Origin of the sequence: Prescottella equi (assembly GCF_002094305.1) — a bacterium.
Lineage (GTDB): Bacteria > Actinomycetota > Actinomycetes > Mycobacteriales > Mycobacteriaceae > Prescottella > Prescottella equi.
Genome location: NZ_LWTX01000007.1, coordinates 123,392 through 142,036 on the forward strand (window position 1 = coordinate 123,392; position 18,645 = coordinate 142,036).

The 18,645-nt window shown below is 69.0% G+C and carries 18 protein-coding genes; 3 read left to right on the plus strand and 15 right to left on the minus strand.

Annotated elements, in window-relative coordinates; genetic code table 11:
• The first annotated feature begins 19 nt into the window (after positions 1–19).
• Positions 20–631, plus strand: a complete 612-nt coding sequence (locus A6I89_RS17580; RefSeq protein WP_022595390.1) for a TetR/AcrR family transcriptional regulator — start codon at positions 20–22, stop codon at positions 629–631.
• 204 nt (positions 632–835) lie between these two features.
• Positions 836–991, plus strand: coding sequence for a hypothetical protein (locus tag A6I89_RS24705; RefSeq protein ID WP_157349028.1), 156 nt, complete (start codon positions 836–838; stop codon positions 989–991).
• A gap of 72 nt (positions 992–1,063) precedes the next feature.
• On the opposite strand, the gene nuoN is transcribed toward A6I89_RS24705, so the two are convergent.
• The 14 genes from nuoN to A6I89_RS17650 form a co-directional block, all read right to left on the minus strand.
• The gene (gene nuoN, locus A6I89_RS17585; protein ID WP_022595388.1) at positions 1,064–2,650 is read right to left on the minus strand and encodes an NADH-quinone oxidoreductase subunit NuoN; all 1,587 of its coding nucleotides are present in this window, start codon (positions 2,648–2,650) and stop codon (positions 1,064–1,066) included.
• Positions 2,647–4,227, minus strand: a complete 1,581-nt coding sequence (locus A6I89_RS17590; RefSeq protein WP_022595386.1) for an NADH-quinone oxidoreductase subunit M — start codon at positions 4,225–4,227, stop codon at positions 2,647–2,649. The genes nuoN and A6I89_RS17590 overlap by 4 nt, the downstream gene beginning before the upstream one ends.
• Positions 4,224–6,155 carry an NADH-quinone oxidoreductase subunit L gene (gene nuoL, locus A6I89_RS17595; RefSeq protein ID WP_022595384.1) on the minus strand — a complete coding sequence of 644 codons (1,932 nt, stop codon included), beginning with the start codon at positions 6,153–6,155 and terminating at the stop codon, positions 4,224–4,226. The genes A6I89_RS17590 and nuoL overlap by 4 nt, the downstream gene beginning before the upstream one ends.
• 1 nt (position 6,156) lies before the next feature.
• Positions 6,157–6,456, minus strand: a complete 300-nt coding sequence (nuoK, locus tag A6I89_RS17600; RefSeq protein WP_005513807.1) for an NADH-quinone oxidoreductase subunit NuoK — start codon at positions 6,454–6,456, stop codon at positions 6,157–6,159.
• Positions 6,453–7,283: an NADH-quinone oxidoreductase subunit J gene (locus A6I89_RS17605; protein WP_022595382.1), complete on the minus strand. Its 831-nt coding sequence runs from the start codon at positions 7,281–7,283 to the stop codon at positions 6,453–6,455. The genes nuoK and A6I89_RS17605 overlap by 4 nt, the downstream gene beginning before the upstream one ends.
• Entirely contained in the window at positions 7,283–7,828 is a 546-nt protein-coding gene (gene nuoI / locus A6I89_RS17610) for an NADH-quinone oxidoreductase subunit NuoI (RefSeq protein ID WP_044990881.1), read from the minus strand. The genes A6I89_RS17605 and nuoI overlap by 1 nt, the downstream gene beginning before the upstream one ends.
• Complete coding sequence (gene nuoH, locus A6I89_RS17615; RefSeq protein ID WP_060934572.1) at positions 7,821–9,125, minus strand: NADH-quinone oxidoreductase subunit NuoH; 1,305 nt, start codon at positions 9,123–9,125, stop codon at positions 7,821–7,823. The genes nuoI and nuoH overlap by 8 nt, the downstream gene beginning before the upstream one ends.
• Positions 9,122–11,563: an NADH-quinone oxidoreductase subunit G gene (locus A6I89_RS17620; RefSeq protein ID WP_044990879.1), complete on the minus strand. Its 2,442-nt coding sequence runs from the start codon at positions 11,561–11,563 to the stop codon at positions 9,122–9,124. The genes nuoH and A6I89_RS17620 overlap by 4 nt, the downstream gene beginning before the upstream one ends.
• A gap of 8 nt (positions 11,564–11,571) precedes the next feature.
• Entirely contained in the window at positions 11,572–13,638 is a 2,067-nt protein-coding gene (nuoF, locus tag A6I89_RS17625; protein WP_022595368.1) for an NADH-quinone oxidoreductase subunit NuoF, read from the minus strand.
• Positions 13,635–14,969: an NADH dehydrogenase (quinone) subunit D gene (gene nuoD, locus A6I89_RS17630; RefSeq protein WP_013415736.1), complete on the minus strand. Its 1,335-nt coding sequence runs from the start codon at positions 14,967–14,969 to the stop codon at positions 13,635–13,637. The genes nuoF and nuoD overlap by 4 nt, the downstream gene beginning before the upstream one ends.
• Positions 14,966–15,694 carry an NADH-quinone oxidoreductase subunit C gene (locus A6I89_RS17635; protein ID WP_390893137.1) on the minus strand — a complete coding sequence of 243 codons (729 nt, stop codon included), beginning with the start codon at positions 15,692–15,694 and terminating at the stop codon, positions 14,966–14,968. Before A6I89_RS17635 ends, nuoD begins: the two co-directional genes overlap by 4 nt.
• Before the next feature lie 23 nt (positions 15,695–15,717).
• On the minus strand, positions 15,718–16,290 hold the full coding sequence (locus tag A6I89_RS17640; protein WP_005513818.1) for a NuoB/complex I 20 kDa subunit family protein: 573 nt from the start codon (positions 16,288–16,290) through the stop codon (positions 15,718–15,720).
• Positions 16,291–16,329: 39 nt separating this feature from the next.
• Positions 16,330–16,698 carry an NADH-quinone oxidoreductase subunit A gene (locus A6I89_RS17645; RefSeq protein WP_005513819.1) on the minus strand — a complete coding sequence of 123 codons (369 nt, stop codon included), beginning with the start codon at positions 16,696–16,698 and terminating at the stop codon, positions 16,330–16,332.
• A gap of 192 nt (positions 16,699–16,890) precedes the next feature.
• Positions 16,891–17,304: an Rv3143 family two-component system response regulator gene (locus A6I89_RS17650; protein WP_022595363.1), complete on the minus strand. Its 414-nt coding sequence runs from the start codon at positions 17,302–17,304 to the stop codon at positions 16,891–16,893.
• Between the two features lie 92 nt (positions 17,305–17,396).
• Here A6I89_RS17650 and A6I89_RS17655 point away from each other — a divergent pair, with 92 nt between their 5' ends.
• Positions 17,397–17,942 carry a hypothetical protein gene (locus A6I89_RS17655; protein WP_044990865.1) on the plus strand — a complete coding sequence of 182 codons (546 nt, stop codon included), beginning with the start codon at positions 17,397–17,399 and terminating at the stop codon, positions 17,940–17,942.
• Between the two features lie 15 nt (positions 17,943–17,957).
• Here A6I89_RS17655 and A6I89_RS17660 read toward each other — a convergent pair whose 3' ends face one another.
• Positions 17,958–18,578: a YdcF family protein gene (locus A6I89_RS17660; RefSeq protein ID WP_013415732.1), complete on the minus strand. Its 621-nt coding sequence runs from the start codon at positions 18,576–18,578 to the stop codon at positions 17,958–17,960.
• Between the last annotated feature and the right edge of the window lie 67 nt (positions 18,579–18,645).

Sequence of the window (18,645 nt, forward strand, 5' to 3'; positions counted from 1 at the left end):
CGAGTGATAGCCTGTCAACATGTCGACGGCGGAAAAGGCGGAGAAACAGACCCGGATGAGCGCCGAGGCCCGGCGTGAGCTGGTGCTCGCCGCCGCGACACGGGCATTCGCCCGAGGTGGCTTCCACGGCACCAGCACCGACGCGGTCGCCAAGGAAGCCGGGGTGTCCCAGCCGTACGTGGTCCGAATGTTCGGCACCAAGGCCAACCTGTTCCGCGAGGTCTTCGCCCACGCCATCGGCCGGATAATGGACGCCTTCGACCCCGCTCTCGACCGCGTCGCCGAGGATCCCGAGAACGAGGAACTCTGGGCCCAAATGGGCGCCACCTACACCGAGTTGCTGGCCGATCGCGACCTGCTGCTCGTGATGATGCACGGCTTCGCGGCCGGCTCGACGCCCGAGATCGGCGCGCAGGCCCGGGACTGGATGGCCAAGATCTACACCCAGATCCGCACTCGTACCGGATGCACCCCCGAGCACGCGCGCACGTTCATCGCGAACGGCATGCTGCTCAACACCCTGGTCGCGATGGAGGCACCGCAGCACGCCGACCGGGATCCGGCGCTCGCCGAACTCTCGGTGTGCGCGTTCGGCAACAGCCTCGCCGCTGCGGTCGGCGACATCGACTGACTTCGTATTCGGATTGCCCGAATCAGGGGTGACGGGTAGGGGATTCGTCACGCATGCGGGTACCCCGGGTCGATCCCCTACCGATCCCCCCCAATTGCCCCCTAAGCCACCACTGATCGCTCCCACGGACGGTGCGCACGGGATGCAATGGCAGTCGACACCGTCCGGTGTCGACCTTGGATCGAGCGACACATAGGAGCCACGATGTCCATCTCCGCGATCTTCAACGCCCTGCTCTCCGCGATGTTCGGCGCCAACTTCGGATTCGGCTCGGAAGGCGGCGACGGCATTGCCGCCGGTTCAACGGGTGGCGCGAACGGCGGCGGCCAGGGCGGCGGCGGGTTCAACTTCGGATCCTGATACCGCAGCGACCGGCGCCGGTGGACATCCGATACGGTGTCCGCCGGCGCTCTTCGTTCTTCGCGGCTCGCCTCAGACCAGGAAGTGCGCCGCCTGTTCGGCGAGGTCGAGGACGGGCTGGGGCGCGATCCCGAGCACCAGCGTGACCACCGCCGCGACAGCGACCGCGGCCACCGTCGGCGCACTCGGAACCACCACGACCGGCGACGCGTCCTCGGGGGGATCCGCGAAGAACATCAGCACGATGACACGGACGTAGAACACCGCAGCGACGGCACTGCTGACGACGCCGACGATCACCAGCGGCACCGCCCCGCCGGACGCGGCGGCCTCGAACACGGCGAACTTGCTGATGAACCCACTGGTGAGCGGGATACCGGCGAACGACAGCAGCAGCAGCGCGAACGTCGCGGCGAGCAGTGGCGACGTACGGCCCAGCCCCGCCCAGCGCGCCAGGGCGGTGATTTCGGCCCCCGACGCGTCCCGCACCAGTGACACCACGCCGAACGCACCGAGCGTGCTGAAGCCGTACGCCAGCAGGTAGAACAGCGACGCGGAGATACCCTCGTCGTTGCCGGCGATCACGCCGGTGAGGATGAACCCGGCGTGTGCCACCGACGAGTACGCGAGCATTCTTTTGACGTCGGACTGTGTGATCGCGAGCAGCGCGCCGACCAGCATGGTGACAATCGCGACCGCCCACAGCACGGGGCGCCAGTCCACGCTCAGTCCCGGCACGGCCACGTAGAAGACACGTAGCGTCGCCCCGAATGCGGCGATCTTCGTCGCTGACGCCATGAAGGCGGTGATCGGCGTCGGAGCTCCCTGGTACACGTCGGGGATCCACGAGTGGAAGGGCACCGCGCCGATTTTGAACAACAGACCCACCGACAGCATCGCCAGGCCCATCCGGGCGAGGAGCACGTCGTTCGCCTGCTCCTCGACGGCGCGGCCGATCCCCGGGAGGTCCACGGTTCCGGCGTAGCCGTACAGCAGAGCCGTCCCGAACACGAAGAACGCCGACGAGAACGCACCCAGCAGGAAGTACTTGAGCGCGGCCTCCTGCGAGAGCAGACGTCGGCGCCGGGCCAGCCCGCACAGCAGGTACAGCGGCAGCGAGAGCACCTCGAGCGCAACGAACATGGTCAGCAGGTCGTCGGCCGCGGGAAACAGCAGCATGCCGCCGATCGCGAAGAGCGCCAACGGGAAGACCTCGGTCTGTGTCACGCCCGCCCGGACGGCCTCCCGCTCGGCATCGCTGCCCGGCACCGCCGAGGCACGCGGGGTGAAGGCATCCACGCCGCGTGCGCCCACCGAGACGGACTCCGCCGACGCTGCGGCGCGGTCGAGTCCGCGATCGGCGACGAGCAGCGCCGACAGCAGCGATACGCACAGGACGGTGCCCTGCAGGAACAGCGTCGGCCCGTCGATCGCGACCGATCCGACCGCGGCCGATTGCCTCGTGCCCGCGAGCGCGATCACCGCGATGCCCGCCGAGCCCAGTGCGCCGAAGGTGAGCACCAGGTGGGCGGTGTAGCGCGTCCGCCGCGGCCAGAACGCCTCGACCAGCACGCCCACAACCGCCGCACCGAAGACGATCAGCATCGGCGACAGCAGGCTGTACTCGATGCTGGGGGCCGGCAACACCGTGGGATTCATCGGGGTTCACCTCCGTCCTGTTCGGCGACGACAGGTGCCGGGTCCTGGCGGTCGATCGTGGTGAGCGTGTCGGCGACCGCGGGGGTGACGACGTCGAGAATCGGTTTCGGGTACACCCCGAGGACCAGGAGCAAGGCGATCAGCGGCGTGACCACGACGAGTTCGCGGCGGCGGAGGTCCCGGATCCGGTCGGTGCCGGAGGCGACGGGTCCCGTCATCATCCGCTGGTAGAGCCACAGCACGTACAGGGCCGCGAGGACGAGTGCGACGGTCGCGACGACGGCGGCCGCCGGGTATCGGGTGTAGGTGCCGATCAGGACGAGGAATTCGCTGACGAACGGCGCGAGGCCCGGCAGCGACAGGGTGGCCAGCCCGGCGATCAGGAAGGTGCCGGCCAGCAGCGGCGCCACCTTCTGCACGCCCCCGTAGTCCGCGATGACCCGTGTGCCGCGCCGCGTGACGAGGAATCCCGCCACCAGCATCAGTGCGGCGGTGGAGAACCCGTGGTTGACCATGTAGAGCGTGGAACCGCTCTGTCCCTGACTGGTCATCGCGAACACGCCGAGCACGATGAAACCGAAGTGGGAGATGGAGGTGTACGCGATCAGCCGCATGACGTCGGTCTGGCCGATCGCGAGCAGTGCGCCGTAGACGATGCTGACGACCGCGAGCGTCACGACCAGGGGCGCGAAGTACTGTGCGGCGTCGGGGAAGAGCTGCAGGCAGTACCGCAGCATCGCGAAGGTGCCCACCTTGTCGACGACGGCCATCATCAACACCGCGGTCACCGGGGTGGACTGGACGGCCGCGTCGGGCAGCCAGCTGTGCAGCGGCCACAGCGGCGCCTTGACGGCGAACGCGAACATGAAACCGAGGAACAGGGCGTTCGCCACGTGGCCGCTCATCGTCAGCTCACCGGTCGACACCGCGTCGACGATCGCACGGAAATCGAAGGTGCCCGACGTGAACGGGCTGTCCGCCCCGGCCGTCACGACGTACAGGCCGATCACCGCGGCCAGCATGATCAGACCGCCGAGGAGGTTGTACAGCAGGAACTTCACCGCGGCCCGCGAGCGGCCCGGACCCGGTTGGCCGTATCCGCCGATGAGGAAGTACATCGGGATCAGCATCGCTTCGAAGAGCACGTAGAACAGCAGGATGTCGAGGGCCAGGAACGACATCAGCACCATCGACTCGACCACGAGGATCAGTGCAACGTACAGGTGCGTGGCACGGGGTCTGGTGTCGTCGGCGTCCACGTCTCGCCAGCCGGCGAGGAGCAGGAGCGGAACGAGGACCGCGGTGAGCAGTACGAGCGCCAGCGCGATGCCGTCGAGGCCCAGATCGTAACGGGTCCCGAACGCCGGTATCCAGGAATGGGATTCGACGAATTGGTACCGCTCGCCGCCCGGTTCGAAGCGCACCGCGAGTAGCACGGCGATCGCGAGTGTCGCCGAACCCACCACGAGTGCGAGCCACCGGGCCGCCGTCTTCCGACGAGCCGGCAATGCTGCGGCCGTCACCGCTCCCGCGAGCGGCAGGAGCCACAGGGCGGTCAGCCAGGGAAAGCCGTTCATGACACCCTCCCCACCAGTGCCGCCGCGACCACGAACGCCGCGCCGACGAACATGTACAGGGCGTAGGAGCGCACGAACCCGGTCTGCAGCCGGCGAAGCGCCACCGACAACAGCCCGAGCACGGCACCGACACCGCCGGTGGCGCCGTCGATCCCCTTGTCCTCGACCACCGTCAGTCCCCGCACCAGGCGCTGACCGGGACGCATGAAGACGGCCTCGTCGACGTCGTCGCCGTAGAGGTCACGCCGCGCTGCGACCGTCACCGCCGACACCTGGGCAGGAGCCACCACCGGCACCGGCCGAGTTCCGTACTGCCGGTACGCAATTCCGGCGCCGATGAGCACGACAGCGAGTGTGACGGCGGTGACCACCCACACCGGGACCGCGAGTTCACCGTGCTCGGCCGCGCCGCCGAACTCCGTCCAGACCGGTTCGAGCCAGTGCTCGAGCGTGCCGCCGACCGCGAGCAGTCCGCCGGCGGCAACGGATCCGACGGCCAGCACGATCATCGGCACGGTCATCACACCGGGCGACTCGTGCGGGTGTGCCCCCGGATTCCACCGCCTCTCCCCGAAGAACGTCATCAGCATCACGCGCGTCATGTAGAACGCAGTGAGCCCCGCGCCGATCAGCGCGACCGTGCCGAGAGCCGTCCCCCCGATCCCGCCGGAGCCGAAGGCCGCCTCGATGATCTTGTCCTTGGAGAAGAACCCCGAGAACGGTGGAATCCCGATGATCGCGAGATAGCCGAGTCCGAAGGTGGCGAACGTGATCGGCATGAGTGTGCGCAGACCGCCGTAACGCCGCATATCGGTCTCGTCGTCCATGCCGTGCATGACGGATCCGGCGCCGAGGAACAGCCCCGCCTTGAAGAACCCGTGCGCGAGCAGCAGCATGATCGCGAACGCGTAGCCGGCGGGGCCGAGTCCGGCTGCCATGACCATGTAGCCGATCTGACTCATCGTCGAGGCCGCGAGCGCCTTCTTGATGTCGTCCTTCGCGCACCCGATGATCGCGCCGAACAGCAGGGTCACGGCGCCGACCAGGACCACCGCCACCTGAGCTCCCGGCGCCGCCTCGTAGATCGGCCCGGACCGCACGATCAGGTAGACGCCGGCCGTGACCATGGTGGCTGCGTGGATGAGCGCCGACACCGGGGTGGGACCCTCCATCGCGTCGCCGAGCCAGGATTGCAGCGGTACCTGTGCCGACTTGCCGCACGCGGCGAGCAGCAGGAGCAGTCCGAGCGCGGTGGTCACTCCCCCGCTCGCGCCGGACGTGTCGCCGCTTCCGACACCACCGAGGACGTCGGCGAACGACACCGATCCGAACGTCGCGAACATGATCATGAGCCCGACCATCAGGCCCATGTCGCCGACGCGGTTGACCACGAACGCCTTCTTCGCGGCCGTTGCCGCGCTCGGCTTGTACTGCCAGAAGCCGATCAGCAGGTACGACGCGAGACCGACCCCCTCCCAGCCGACGTACAGACCCAGGTAGTTGTCGGCGAGCACGAGCAGCAGCATCGCGGCGAGGAAGAGATTGAGGTACGCGAGGAACCGTCGTCGTCCGGGGTCCGTCTTCATGTAGCCGACGGAGTAGATGTGGATGAGCGATCCGACGCCGGTGACGAGCAGCACGAAGCACATCGACAGTTGGTCGAGGCGCAGCCCGAAGTCGACCTGGAGTCCGGCTACGGGCAGCCACGAGAAGAGGTGCTGCCGGGCGACCCGGTCCGAGTCCGCGCGGCCCACCATGTCGACGAACAGCATCACGGCGACCACGAACGACGCGAGGGTGGCGGCGCACCCGAGCAGGTGCCCCCAGCGGTCGCTGCGGCGGCCCGCGAGCAGCAGGACGACGGCGCCGGTCAGCGGCAGAGCCGGCAGGAGCCAGATGAGTGCGTGAATTCCCGTCCCCCCGTTCATGTCAGTACTTCAGCAGGTCGGCGTCGTCGACCGAGGCCGATCGGCGGGTCCGGAAGATGGTCATGATGATCGCGAGTCCGATGACGACCTCGGCGGCGGCGACCACCATCGTGAAGAACGCGAACACCTGGCCGTCGAGATTGCCGTGCATCCGCGCGAACGTGACGAACGCGAGGTTCGCGGCGTTGAGCATCAATTCGATGCACATGAACACGACGATCGCGTTGCGCCGCAGCAGCACTCCCGCGGCGCCGATCGTGAAGAGCAGCGCGGCCAGGTAGAGGTAGTTGTCCGGGTTCATCGGGACTCCTCCCCATCGGACCGTTCGATCGCGGCTCGTGGGCTGCGCGGGGTGAGGATCCGGCTGACGGACTCGCGCGAGTACGTCCCGTCGGGCAGACGCGCGGGCAGGTCCACAGCGTTGTGCCGGGCGTAGACGCCGGGGCTCGGCAGGGGCGTGACCCGCGCGGATTCGTCGGCGCCCCAGTCCCGGAACCGTTGCTTCGACATCTCGCGCTGACCGAGGCGCCGTTCGAAACGCTCGCGGTGCGCGAGCACCATCGCGCCGATCGTGGCGGTGATCAGGAGTGCCCCGGTCATCTCGAACACCCACACGTACCGGATGAAGACGAGTTCGGCGATGCCCTCCACGTTGCCCCCCGACGCCGAATTGGCCTGGTCCAGTCCGACGAAACCCACTTCGCCGGACCGGAGGACCCCGACGGTGGCGTTGCCGAGCCCACCGATCAGCAGCAGACCGAACCCGAGTCCGGCCACGACGGCCGCGATCCGTTGCCCGCGCAGGGTTTCCACGAGCGAGTCCGAGCTGTCGACCCCGATCAGCATGAGCACGAACAGGAAGAGCATCATGACCGCGCCGGTGTAGACGACAACCTGGACGACGCCGAGGAACAGTGCACCCTGCGCGATGTAGAGCACCGCGAGCACGATCATGGTCATCGCGAGACAGATCGCCGAGTAGACGGCCTTGGGCGCGCACACCACTCCGAGCGCTCCGAGCACCGCTGCCGTACCGAGGATCCAGAACTGGACGGCCTCACCGGTGGACGTCCGGGTGAAGACCTCGGCGGCCAGTAGCGCGGTCGATTGTGCGGTCGCGGCGTCCACTACGTCACCTCCTCGGATCCGGGCACCGACTCGGCCGCGCCGCCGAACACGGATCCGCGGTAGTAGTCCTCGTCGGTGGTGCCGGGAGCCATGGGGTGCGGCGGCGCCTGCATCCCGGCCTGCAGCGGCGCGAGCAGGCGATCCTTGCCGTAGATCAGGTCGATGCGGTTGTCGTCGGCCATCTCGTACTCGTTCGTCATCGTCAGTGCTCGCGTGGGGCAGGCCTCGACGCACAGCCCGCAGCCGATGCAACGTAGGTAGTTGATCTGGTAGACGCGTCCGTACCGTTCACCCGGCGAGTAGCGCTCCTCTTCGGTGTTGTCGGCGCCCTCGACGTAGATCGCGTCGGCCGGGCACGCCCACGCGCACAGTTCGCAGCCGATGCACTTCTCCAGCCCGTCGGGATGCCGGTTGAGTTGGTGTCGACCGTGATAGCGCTCCGCGGTGGGCGCCTTCTGCTCGGGGTAGAACTCCGTGACGGGTTTCTTGAACATGGTCGAGAAGGTCACGCCGAATCCGGCGACGGAGTCGAGGAACTCAGGCATCGGAATCCTCCATTCCGGTAGGTGCCGACCGCACGAGGGCATGGGCGGGGCGGGGATCCTGCCCCGGCAACGGCGGCACCGGGAAGCCGCCGGCCGACGGATCGAACGGGGTGCCGGTGTCGTGGGGCGCTGCGCCGTCGTCACCGGCGCGGGTGGCGCGGAGCCTGCGGTAGAGCCCCGCCAGCAGCCCGAGGGCCACCACTGCGCCGCCGACAACCAGCACGATCCAGCGGGACTCGTAACCTTCGTTGCGCAGGGCCCGGACGGTGGCGACCACCATCACCCAGGCGAGTGCGACGGGGATGAGGACCTTCCAGCCCAGGTTCATGAACTGGTCGTAGCGCAGGCGCGGGAGCGTGGCGCGCAGCCACATGAACACGAACAGGAAACCCCAGACCTTGATCGTGAACCACAGCAGCGGCCACCACCCGGAGTTGGCGCCGTCCCACATGTTCAGCGGCCACGGCGCGTGCCAGCCGCCGAGGAACATCGTGGCGGCGAGCGCGGAGACGGTGACCATGTTGACGTACTCGGCCAGCATGAACATCGCGAACCGCAGCGACGAGTACTCGGTGTGGAATCCGCCCACCAGTTCGCCCTCGGCCTCGGGGAGGTCGAACGGCGCCCGGTTGGTCTCGCCGACCATCGACGTCACGTACACGAGGAAGGCCGGCAACAACAAGAAGACGTACCAGTGCCCCTCCTGGGCGGCCACGATGCCCGACGTGGACATCGTCCCGGCGTCGAGGAAGACGGCTGCGAACGTCAGGCCCATCGCGACCTCGTACGAGATGACCTGGGCGGTGGACCGGAGCCCGCCGAGGAGCGGGTACGTCGAGCCCGACGCCCAGCCGGCCAACACGATGCCGTACACGCCGACGGAGGTGACCGCGAGAATGTAGAGCACCGCCACCGGGAGATCGGTGAGCTGCAACGGCGTCCGGTGTCCGAGGATCGAGACCTCGGGCCCGAACGGGACCACCGCGAACGCCATGAAGGCGGGCACGACCGCGATGATCGGTGCTGTCAGGTAGACGGGCTTGTCGACGCCGGCGGGGACGATGCCCTCCTTGAGCGCGAGTTTGACGCCGTCGGCGAGGGACTGCAGGATTCCGTGCGGGCCGACGCGGTCGGGGCCGACGCGCATCTGCATCCACGCCAGCACTTTCCGTTCGAGATAGATCGCGAGCAGCACGGTCAGCACGAGGAAGACGAAGATGCCGAGCGCCTTCGCCACCACGAGCCACCACGGGTCGTGGCCGAACATCGACAGGTCGGCGGCAGCCAGGGTGTTCATCGCGCGACCTCGCCTTCCACGAGCGAGCCGGCGACGCCGTCGTCCGCCGACGGCCCGATCCGGACCACGTCCCCGATCTGCGCTCCGAGTTGCCGATACACCTCGGACCCGGGCGAGCAGATCGGCAACCACACCACCCGGTAGGGCAGATCGGTGATCGCGAGCGGCAACGTCACCGACCCTCTGTCGGTGGCGACCGTCACCGGATCGCCCTCACGCACCCCGAGTTCGGCGGCACAGTCGGCGGACAGCCGAACGACCGGCGGTCGCGCGGTGCCTGCCAGGAAGGGTTCACCGTCCTGCATCCGGCCCGCGTCGAGCAGCATCCGCCACCCCGCCAGGACGGCCTCTCCTGGGCCGGGTTCGGGTGTCGCCGACGGCGCCGTCCCGGACATCGGCACGCGCGCTCCCTGCCACGGACCGAGGCGGTCGAGTTCGGCGCGGGCCGCCGCGACGTCGGGCAGGCTCAGCGGCCGGCGCGCCTCGGCGGCGATGGCGTCGAGCACCCGTAGGTCGGGCAGCGCTCCGGTGCGGGGCAGCGCCGTCTCGAACGGCCGCACCCGGCCCTCCCAGTCCACGAAACTTCCGGACTTCTCGGCGACCGGCGCGACCGGGAACACGACGTCGGCGCGGTCGGTCACGGTGCTGTGCCGCAGTTCGAGGCTCACGACGAAGTCCGCGGCGTCCAGCCCGGCGAGAGCCGCACGTGGGTCCGGAAGATCGTTCGGATCGACACCGCCGACGAGGAGTGCGCCGATCGCGCCGGACGCCGCGGCGGTGAGTACACCGGCGGTGTCGCGTCCCGAACCAACGGGCAGGTCCGGGACGTTCCATACGTCGGCGACCTGCCGGCGGGCCTCGGGATCGGCGATCGGCCGTCCACCCGGGAGCAGGCCCGCGAGCGCCCCGGCCTCGAGGGCGCCGCGCTCCCCTGCCCGCCGCGGAATCCAGGCCACCCGGGCCCCGGTCTCGGCCGCGAGGGCCGCGACGGCGGTGAGGGTGCCGGGAACAGCGGCCGCGCGCTCCCCGACCACGATCACTGCGCCGGGACGACGCAGGAAATCGGACCCGGCGAGTTCGTCGAGGATCGCCGGCTCGTCGCCCGGCACGGCGCGCAGCAGGCGCCCGGACATCTTGTCGAGCCCACGACTCGCGAAGGGCGCGATCGAGAGGATCACCGCGCGCCCGGTGCGCACCGCCTTCCGCAGCCGCAGGAAGACGATCGGCGACTCCTCCTCGGGTTCGAACGCGACGAGCACGACGGCGGACGCATTCTCGAGGTCGTCGTACGTGACGACCTCCGGGCCGAGACCGCGGCCCGCGACATGGGAGGCGAGGAAGGCGGATTCCTCGGCGGAATGCGGCCGCGCGCGGAAGTCGACGTCGCCGGTGCCGAGCACGACGCGTGCGAACTTCGCGTAGGCGTAGGCGTCCTCGTACGTGGCGCGTCCACCGACGAGCACCCCGGCCCGGCCGGTCGCGGCGACGAGCCCGCGCGCTGCGACCGTGATCGCTTCCGGCCAGGACGCCGGCCGTAGCCCGCCGCCGGGATCGCGCACGAGTGGGGTCTCCAACCGGTCCGGTTCGCGGGCGTAGGTGAATGCCCACCGGCCCTTGTCGCAGTTCCACTCCTCGTTGACCTGGGGATCGTCCCCGGCGAGTCGGCGCAGCACCGTGCCACGACGGTGGTCGGTGCGTTGCGCGCACCCGCTCGCGCAGTGCTCGCAGACACTCGGCGTCGACACCAGGTCGAACGGCCGGGCCCGGAATCGGTAGGCGGCTCCGGTGAGGGCGCCCACCGGGCAGATCTGGACGGTGTTCCCGGAGAAGTAGGAATCGAACGGCTCCTCGTCGGCGATGGCCACCTGCTGCAGGGCGCCGCGCTCGAGCAGCTCGATCATCGGATCTCCGGCGACCTGCCGGGAGAACCGCGTGCAGCGCGCACACAGCACGCACCGCTCGCGGTCCAGCAGCACCTCACTCGACAGCGGAATCGGTTTGGGGAAGGTGCGTTTGACGCCATCGAAGCGGGACTCCGCGCGCCCGCTGGACATCGCCTGGTTCTGCAGCGGGCACTCGCCGCCCTTGTCGCACACCGGGCAGTCCAGAGGATGGTTGATCAGCAACAGCTCCATGACGCCCTTCTGGGCGCGGTCGGCGGCCTCGGAGGTGACCTGTGTACGGACCACCATGCCGTCGGTCGCGACCGTGGTACACGACGCGAGCGGCTTGCGTTGGCCCTCGACCTCGACGAGGCACTGTCGGCACGCTCCGACCGGATCGAGCAGCGGGTGATCGCAGAACCGCGGGATCTGGATGCCGATTCCCTCGGCGGCGCGGATCACGAGCGTCCCCTTGGGTACGGTGACCTCCGCACCGTCGATCGTGAGTGTGACGCGGTCCGAGGGCACCGGTTGGCCCGACGCGTCGGACCCCATGTTGACGGTCACGATCTCCTCCCTTCCGGTCCGGTGGGGACCGTGGCGACGAGCGCGGAGGCGTTCGGGTCGAACGGGCACCCACGGCCCCCGACGTGCGCGACGTACTCGTCGCGGAAGTACTTCAGCGACGACATGATCGGGCTGGCCGCGCCGTCACCGAGCGCACAGAACGACTTGCCGAGGATCGTGTCCGAGACGTCGAGCAACTTCTCGAGGTCCTCCGCACTGCCCTCGCCGCGCTCGAGGCGCTCGAGGATCTGCACGAGCCAGTAGGTGCCCTCACGGCACGGGGTGCACTTGCCGCAGGACTCGTGCGCGTAGAACTGCGTCCAGCGCAGTACCACGCGCACGATGCACGTCGTCTCGTCGAAGATCTGCAGCGCCTTGGTGCCGAGCATGGATCCTGCACCCGCCACCCCCTCGTAGTCGAGCGGTACGTCGAGGTGTTCGTCGGTGAGGAGCGGCGTCGACGAGCCGCCCGGGGTCCAGAACTTGAGCCGGTGCCCCGCGCGCACGCCCCCCGCGACGTCGAGCAACTGCCGCAACGTGATCCCGAGCGGGGCCTCGTACTGTCCGGGCCGGGTGACGTGACCCGAGAGCGAATACAGCGTGAACCCGGGCGACGCCTCGCTGCCCATGCCCCGGAACCATTCCGGTCCGCGGAGGATGATCGGCGGGACACTCGCGATCGACTCCACGTTGTTGACGACGGTCGGGCTGGCGTAGAGACCGGCGACGGCGGGGAACGGCGGTCGCAGCCGGGGTTGCCCCCGCCGCCCCTCGAGCGAGTCGAGCAGCGCCGTTTCCTCGCCGCAGATGTATGCCCCGGCCCCGGCGTGGACGACGATGTCCAGGTCGTAGCCCGAACCGAGGATGTCGCGACCGAGATACCCCGCGTCGTAGGCCTCGGCCACCGCTGCCTGCAGCCTCCGCAGAACCGGCACCACCTCGCCGCGCACGTAGACGAACGCCTGCGCGGCCCGGATCGCGTACGCCGCGATGACGACTCCCTCGATCAGCGTGTGCGGGGTCGCGAACATCAGCGGAATGTCCTTGCACGTACCCGGTTCCGACTCGTCGGCATTGACGACCAGGTAGTGGGGCTTCGCGGTTCCGTCGGTCGCCGGATCCTGCGGGATGAACGACCACTTCATGCCGGTGGGGAATCCGGCGCCGCCGCGGCCACGCAATCCGGCGTCCTTGACGGTCTGGATCACCTCGTCCGGGTTCATCCGAAGGGCCTTGCGGAGCGCGGTGTACCCGTCGTGACCGTGGTACGCGTCGAGAGTCCACGACCGGTCCTCGTCCCAGTGACTGCTCAGCACCGGGGTGAGCGGCGTCGCGGCTTCCGAACGCGCGGAGTGCAACCCCGCGAGTGTGGCCGGCCCGGCTCCCCCGCCCGATTCCAGCGCGCCCTGCCGACGGTCGGGGAACCCGGCGAGGATGCGCGCGGTGTCGCGGAACGAGGACAGGGGCGCGCCGCGGGTGGGCGTGACTCGTTCACCTGCCCGCAGGGCGTCGACCACCGCGGTCGCCGATTCGGGCGTCCGGTTGTCGAAGAACTCCCAGTTCACCATCATGACGGGCGCGAAATCGCAGGCCGCGTTGCACTCGATGTGCTCGAGGGTGATCGCGCCGTCCGGCGTGGTCTCACCGTCTCCGATACCGAGGTGCTCGCGCAGCGCCGCGTGGATCGCGTCCCCACCCATCACCGCGCACAGGCTGTTGGTGCACACTCCGACGTGATAGGTGCCGGTCGGTTCGCGCCGGTACATCGTGTAGAAGGTCGCGACCGCCGTCACCTCGGCGGCGGTGAGTCCGAGTTGTGCTGCGCAGAACTCGATTCCGGCCTGGGAGACGTGACCGTCCTCGGCCTGGACGAGGTGCAGCAGCGGCAGCAGTGCGGAGCGCGCGGTCCCCGGCGGCACGTCGTCCGGTGCCCGGTAGCGGGCGATGATCTCGTCCGCGTCGGCGGCGAGCCGGGCCACGACGTCGGGCGGGTACGCGGCCCGCTCGTGCGGACGCGGCCCCAATTCGAGGAACACCGGTTCCGTGGCACGCGATTCGGTCATCGGTCCACTCCCCCCATGACTGGGTCGATGCTGGCGACCGACGCGATGACGTCGGCGACCATCCCGCCCTCGCACATCGCCGCGACCGCCTGCAGATTCGTGAACGACGGGTCGCGGTAGTGCACCCGGAAGGGGCGGGTACCGCCGTCGCTGACCATGTGCACGCCCAGTTCGCCACGCGGCGACTCCACCGGCACGTACACCTGCCCGGGCGGGACCCGGAATCCTTCGGTGACGAGCTTGAAGTGGTGGATCAGCTCCTCCATCGAGGTACCCATGATCCGCCGGATGTGTTCGAGCGAGTTCCCGAGCCCGTCGGCGCCGACGGCGAGATCCGCAGGCCACGCGATCTTCTTGTCCGCCACCATGACCGGACCCGGCCGAAGTCGATCGAGGCACTGTTCGACGATCTTCAGCGACTCGGCCATCTCCTGCACCCGCACGAGGTAGCGGCCGTAGCAGTCACTGCCGGTGTCGGTGACGACGTCGAACTCGTACGTCTCGTAACCGCAGTACGGATCCGAGCGCCGCACGTCCAGGGGAAGTCCGGTTGCGCGCAGCACCGGCCCGGTGACCCCGAGTGCCATGCAACCGGTCAGGTCCAGGTACCCGATCCCCCTGGTACGCGCCTTCCAGATCGGGTTCTCGTTCAGCAGGTCCTCGAGATCGCGCAACCGCCGGGGCATCAGGTCGAGCAGCTCACGCACCTTGGCGACGGCACCGTCGGGCAGGTCCTGCGCCAGCCCACCCGGGCGGATGTACGCGTGGTTCATCCGCAGCCCCGTGATCATCTCGAAGATGTCGAGGACCAGTTCGCGTTCCCGGAAGCCGAACAGCATCGGGGTGATCGCCCCGAGTTCCATGCCGCCCGTCGCGAGGGCGACCAGATGCGAGGAGATCCGATTCAGCTCCATCAACAACACCCGCACGACCGTCGCCCGTTCGGGGATCCGATCGGTGATGTCGAGCAACTTCTCGACGCCCAGGCAGTACGCGACCTCGTTGAAGAACGGCGACAGGTAGTCCATCCGCGTGACGAACGTGACGCCCTGCGTCCAGTTGCGATACTCGAGATTCTTCTCGATTCCGGTGTGCAGATAGCCGATTCCGCAGCGCGCCTCGGTGACGGTCTCGCCCTCGATCTCGAGGATCAGCCGCAGGACGCCGTGCGTCGACGGGTGCTGCGGACCCATGTTGACGACGATGCGCTCGGCACCGGCCTGGTGGGCCTCGGACGCGGCGTCCACCAATTCGTCCCAGTCCTGACCGCCGACGGTGAACACTGCATCGCCGTTGTCGGTCCGGTCGGACTGCCCACTCGGACGGCTCACTGGTAGGCCCTCCTCTCGTCCGGCGGCGGGATCTTCGCCCCCTTGTACTCGACGGGAACGCCGCCGAGGGGGTAGTCCTTGCGCTGCGGGTGCCCCGTCCAGTCGTCGGGCATCTCGATTCGGGTGAGCGCAGGGTGACCGTCGAAGACGATCCCGAAGAAGTCGTAGGTCTCGCGCTCGTGCCAGTCGGTGGTCGGGTACACCCCGTACAACGACGGGATGTGCGGGTCGGCATCGGGCACAGCCACTTCCAGGCGGACCCGGCGCCCGTGGGTGACGGACATGAGCGGATACACCCCGTGCAGTTCGCGACCCGGATCCTGCGGGTAGTGCACTCCGCTCACTCCGAGACACAACTCGAAGCGCAGCGCCGGATCGTCGCGCAGGCGTCGCGCGGCGGTGGGCAGGTACTCGCGTCGCACGTGCAGCGTCAGTTCACCACGGAACACGACCACCTTCTCGATCGCGTCGTCGAAGTGCACGCCGACGGTGTCGAGCGCGTCGGCCAGAGCGTCGACGAACTCGTCGAACCACCCTCCGTACGGGCGCGGCGTGCTACCGGGCAGCGTGACGGGCCGGACGAGGCGTCCGTACCCGGAGGTGTCGCCGGTGCCGCCGACGCCGAACATGCCCTGCCGCAGCCCGATCATCTCGCCGCCGGCGACGCGTTCGGGCGGCACGGTCCCCTCGGGACCCGCCGTCGCCTCCGGATCGGGCCCGCCCAGTGCACCGTCGTGGTCGATCGCCATCACCGCACCGCCTCCGCCGTATGCCCCGGCAGGCCGAGATCGACCACCGGCCGCGCCGCCAGTGCCGCCGTCTCCGCCGCCCGCACCGCCTCCTCGCGGTTGACGCCGAGCGGTGTGTCCTGGATCTTCGCGTGCAACGCGAGAATCGCGTCGAGCAGCATTTCGGGTCGCGGCGGGCAGCCCGGCAGATAGATGTCGACCGGGACGACATGGTCGACTCCCTGCACGATCGCGTAGTTGTTGAACATGCCACCCGAGGACGCGCACACGCCCATGGCGAGGACCCACTTGGGCTCGACCATCTGGTCGTAGACCTGGCGCAGTACCGGGGCCATCTTCTGGCTCACCCGCCCGGCCACGATCATCAGATCGGCCTGTCGGGGCGAGGCACGGAAGGCCTCCATCCCGAAGCGGGCGAGGTCGTAGCGCCCGGACGTGGTCGCCATCATTTCGATCGCGCAGCACGCGAGGCCGAACGTCGCGGGCCACAGCGAACCCTTGCGGGCGTAGCCGGCCACGGTCTCGACCGTGCTCAGCAGGAAACCGCCCGGCACCTTCTCTTCGAGCCCCATCCTTCGATCACCTCCGCTCCGCGATCACCTCGAGATCCGCTAGTCCCAGCTCAAACCCCCACGACGCCACTCGTAGACGTAGGCGACGGACACGTTGAAGACGAACACCGCCATCGCGGCCAGACCGAACACACCGAGGGCGTCGAAGTGGACGGCCCACGGGTACAGGAAGACGATCTCGATGTCGAAGATGATGAACAACATCGCCGTCAGGTAGTACTTCACGGGGATCCGCTGTCCACCGGCCCGCCCGCCGGGCTGCTGCATCGGTTCGATGCCGCACTCGTACGCCTCGAGCTTCGCGCGATTGCGCCGCGCGGGTCCCACCGCCGAGGCGACGAACACGGAGAAGACCGCGAACGCCACCGCGATGGCGCCCAACACGAGAATCGGCACGTAGGCGTTCACCCTGCCTCAGCTCCTCCGGTCGCGAGCACGGACGGCGGGTAGCCAGGGACGACGCACAATCACGCAATCAGGAAAACCCACCCGCCGAATGTGATCTACGCCTCAGCCTACCCAGATTGCCCCCCGGCTTGGCTTCGGTTTTACCCGCGAGTCTTCCGGCAACGGGACCGACACGGGAGGGACGCGCCCACGTCACGCCGGACGCAGCAGCCCCACCACGGTCTCGGCCAGCGCGAACGGATCGATGGGGTGTCCGACGACCCCGTCCGCCCGCGACCAGTCGGCCAGCCATCGGTCGTCGGCGCGGCCGGTGAGAACCACGATCGGCGGGCACGCGTCGAGTTCGTCGCGCAGTTGCTTGGCGATGCCCATCCCGCCGGCCGGCTGCGCTTCGCCGTCGAGCACGGCCAGGTCGATGCCGCCTGCGTCCAGTTCGCGGACGACCACCGGGGCGGTTGCGACCTCGAGGTACGCGAATTCCGGCAGATCCGGGTGCGGGCGTGTGCCCAGCGCAGAGATCACCCGCTCCCGCGTCGAGGCGTCGCTGCTGTAGACGAGCACGCGCAGCGTCACGGAGTCTTCGGAGCGCACGGTCGGATTGGCCACGATCCAGATGCTACGGCCGCTCCCCCGGCCACACGGGGAACCGACTCAGATTCGGGCGTTCCGGGACCCGGGTTGCCGCTAGTCTCCCGACCATGGGGGAAACGACGGTGTCCACACGCGTCACGGCGGGGGCGGGCACGGCAGCGCTGTGCGCGGGTGTGATTCTGGGAGCCACCGGATGCGCGGACTCCGGACGTTCTGCAGCGGATGCGGCGCCGGTGGCGTGTCCCACGGGCACTGTCGAGTTCGTCTCCGCCCGGCCCGGCGTCGCCGAGTCCATGGTCCCCGACACCCCACTGTTCGCCGAGGTGTGCCGCTACGAGAAGGCCGGTGGCGAAGCGGCCCCGAGCTCCCCGCGGCCGGCCTCCGCCGGGCGTGTCGAGGGCACCGAACTCGACGCCCTGGTCGATGCCCTCAACGCGGCAGGACCGACCGATCCCCGGCGCTGCGGGGGCCCGGCGGCCTCGGACGCCACGACGATCGTGTGGACCACCTTCCGCTACGCGTCGGGCCCGCCGGTGCAGGTCCGCTGGTCCGGACCGTGCAATCAGTCGAGCAACGGAACGAAGCTCGCCGACGGTCTCGCCCGGGAGATTCCGCCGTACTGGACGAACCCCGTTCCGCTGCAGGTCAACTGAAGTTCCTGTCCCGAATCAGAACCCGGGGGCTGCGACAGGCACGTACCGGAACTGGCCGGACGCCGACTGGAAGGTGGCGAGCGCACGGTCGATGTGCGACGCCGAGGTCACCAGCACGGCACCGTCCGCCCCTGCGGCGGACAGGATCTGGGTGGTGTTGCGCGCATTGTCGACGGTGGAGAACGAATCGTTGTCGAGGACGATGTTCGCGGGATTGACGCCCCGGAGCACGAGTCCGGCCAGCATCGCCTGCGCTTCGGTGTACGGCAGCGGCTGTGTCGGGCCGCCGGAAACGATCACCTTGTTCGCCGGGTGCAGACGGGCGATCGCGGCGGCCGTGTTCAGTCGCGAGTTGAGGACGGCGGGCAGCAACCCGTCGGCGTTCAGGCGGGCACCCAGCACCACGATGTACCGGGAGGCCGGATCGCCGGTGGTGAGATAGGTGTGCGCGGCGGTGTACTGAGCCAGCGAGGACACCGTGTCGGAGATCCCGGACGCCGCCGTGTATTCCAGGGTGTCGATGCCCTGACTGATGAGCCCCGGAATGTTCAGTGATGCGGCGTTCGCCGGCACCGCGGCCACCACCGGTAGTGCGGCCACGGCAGCCGCGACCACGATTGTTCTCAGCTTCTGCATTCGCCTGTGTCTCCCCGGATTCGGCGGTCGGTATCGATTGCGCGGGTCACACCCTACGGGCGAAACG